Source organism: Flavobacterium sp., from assembly GCF_049318185.1.
In the GTDB taxonomy this organism is placed as follows: domain Bacteria; phylum Bacteroidota; class Bacteroidia; order Flavobacteriales; family Flavobacteriaceae; genus Flavobacterium.
Genome location: NZ_JBMOGV010000211.1, coordinates 1 through 2074, shown reverse-complemented (window position 1 = coordinate 2074; position 2074 = coordinate 1). Strand labels below are relative to the sequence as shown.

The following is a 2074-nucleotide window of genomic DNA, read 5'->3' as shown; positions in this document are numbered from 1 at the left end:
AGTAGTTTGTTTTGAAGCTTCCACTCTAGAAGGTATAAACTAGCTACAACTTTTATTAATTCTTTTTTTAATTGAGTGTGCAAAAATACAACTATTTTCTAAAAATCAAACCATTATGTAACTTTTTTTAATTGTTAATCACTTAATATGTAGTAATAATGGAATTACTATATTTGTTAAATAATTTAAACCTAATAATCATGAATGAAATTTTAAAGAAAAACGGAATTACTTTTGGTACGATTGCAGGACTTGCATCAGTTCTAATAACTACTTTAATCTATACAATAGATATTACGCTTTTTACAAAGTGGTGGGTTGGCATAATTAGCATTATAATTTCTCTTTCCATAAGTATTTATCTTATGATTAAAACCAAAAAAGATTTAAATGGTAATTTCCCTTTTAAAAGTGCTTTCACCACTTATTTTATATCTGCTGTAATTGGTGTTTTAATCTCAGTAGCTTTTAATATTATCTTATTCAACTTCGTTGACCCTGCAGCAAAAGACACCATAAAGGAACTAACTATAAAATTCACCGTTGAAATGTTAGAGAAATTTAACACTCCAAAAAATGCAATTAATGAAGCAATAAAAGGAATGCAAGAAAACGATCCATATTCAATAAGTCAATTACTAAAAGGTTCCGTTTTTACAATACTTTTTAGTTCATTGTTTGGTTTAATACTAGCAGCCATTTTTAAATCAAAAACACCAGAACATCTATAGATGAATTTATCCATAATCATTCCGCTTCTTAACGAGCAGGAATCTTTGCCTGAATTACACCAATGGATTGTCAAAGTAATGACTTCCAACAATTATTCTTATGAAGTTATTTTCATTGACGATGGAAGTTCTGATAATTCATGGGAAATAATTGAACAACTTTCAAATGAAAACTCCAATGTAAAAGGAATTCATTTTCAAAGAAATTTTGGAAAATCTCAAGCTTTGCATGCAGGTTTTGCAAAAGCCAAAGGTGATGTTGTTATCACAATGGATGCGGATTTACAAGACAGTCCAGATGAAATTCCAGATTTGTACAACATGATTATCAATCAAAATTATGATTTGGTTTCCGGTTGGAAAAAGAAACGTTATGATTCAGTGGTTTCAAAAAATCTACCTTCCAAACTTTTTAATTGGGCTGCACGAAAAACCTCAGGAGTTCACTTGAATGATTTCAATTGTGGATTAAAAGCTTATAAAAACATCGTCATTAAAAACATAGAAGTTTCGGGTGAAATGCATCGCTATATCCCAGTTTTAGCCAAAAATGCAGGCTTTTCAAAAATTGGTGAAAAAGTAGTGAAGCATCAAGCAAGAAAATACGGAGAATCTAAGTTTGGCATAAGTAGGTTTATCAATGGCTTTTTAGATTTAATTACCATTTGGTTTTTATCTCGTTATGGCAAAAGACCCATGCATCTTTTTGGTTTAGGTGGTGTAATTATGTTTATAATTGGATTTTTATCAACTGGGTTTATAATTTCTTTAAAATTATTGAAATTATATGTGTTTCATGAACCTACTATTTTAGTAGCTCAAAACCCACTATTTTATATAGCTTTAACAGCCATGATTATAGGTTCTCAATTATTTTTAGCTGGATTTTTAGGCGAAATAATTTTAAGAACAAAAAACAACGAGGAACGATATAAAATTGCTAAAGAGGTTAATTTATAATTATCCTTTTTTATAATTAATAAAAGTATGCATATCGAACAAAACATATTAGACAAAGTAAATGAATGGTTAACGCCAACATTTGATGAAGAAACACAGGAAAAAATTAAAGCAATAATGACATCTTCTCCAAAAGAGTTAGAAGAATGTTTTTATAAAAATTTAGAGTTTGGAACTGGTGGAATGCGCGGGATTATGGGAATTGGAACTAATCGTATCAATAAATATACGCTTGGTAAAAACACGCAAGGATTATCAGATTATTTGAAAAAGTCATTCCCAGGAGAACAATTAAAAGTGGTTATTGCTTATGATTGCCGTCACAATAGTGATACTTTAGGAAAAGTTGTTGCCGATGTTTTTTCGGCTAATGGAATTAAAGT

Annotated in this window: 2 protein-coding genes and 1 pseudogene; all 3 read left to right on the top strand. The window is 29.6% G+C overall.

Annotated features, from left to right (window positions below; genetic code table 11):
- Positions 1-200: 200 nt before the first annotated feature.
- Positions 201-731 (top strand): DUF4199 domain-containing protein, encoded by a 531-nt coding sequence (locus tag ACOYLT_RS11670; protein WP_422854011.1) that lies wholly within the window; start codon positions 201-203, stop codon positions 729-731.
- Positions 732-1691: a glycosyltransferase family 2 protein gene (locus ACOYLT_RS11665; protein WP_422854010.1), complete on the top strand. Its 960-nt coding sequence runs from the start codon at positions 732-734 to the stop codon at positions 1689-1691.
- Positions 1692-1718: 27 nt separating this feature from the next.
- A pseudogene (locus ACOYLT_RS11660) lies at positions 1719-2074 on the top strand (phospho-sugar mutase); the annotation flags it as partial.

Coding starts and splice junctions, on each gene's coding strand:
- ACOYLT_RS11665 (WP_422854010.1), top strand. CDS start 732: ATGAATTTATCCATAATCATTCCGCTTCTTAACGAGCAGGAATCTTTG.
- ACOYLT_RS11670 (WP_422854011.1), top strand. CDS start 201: ATGAATGAAATTTTAAAGAAAAACGGAATTACTTTTGGTACGATTGCA.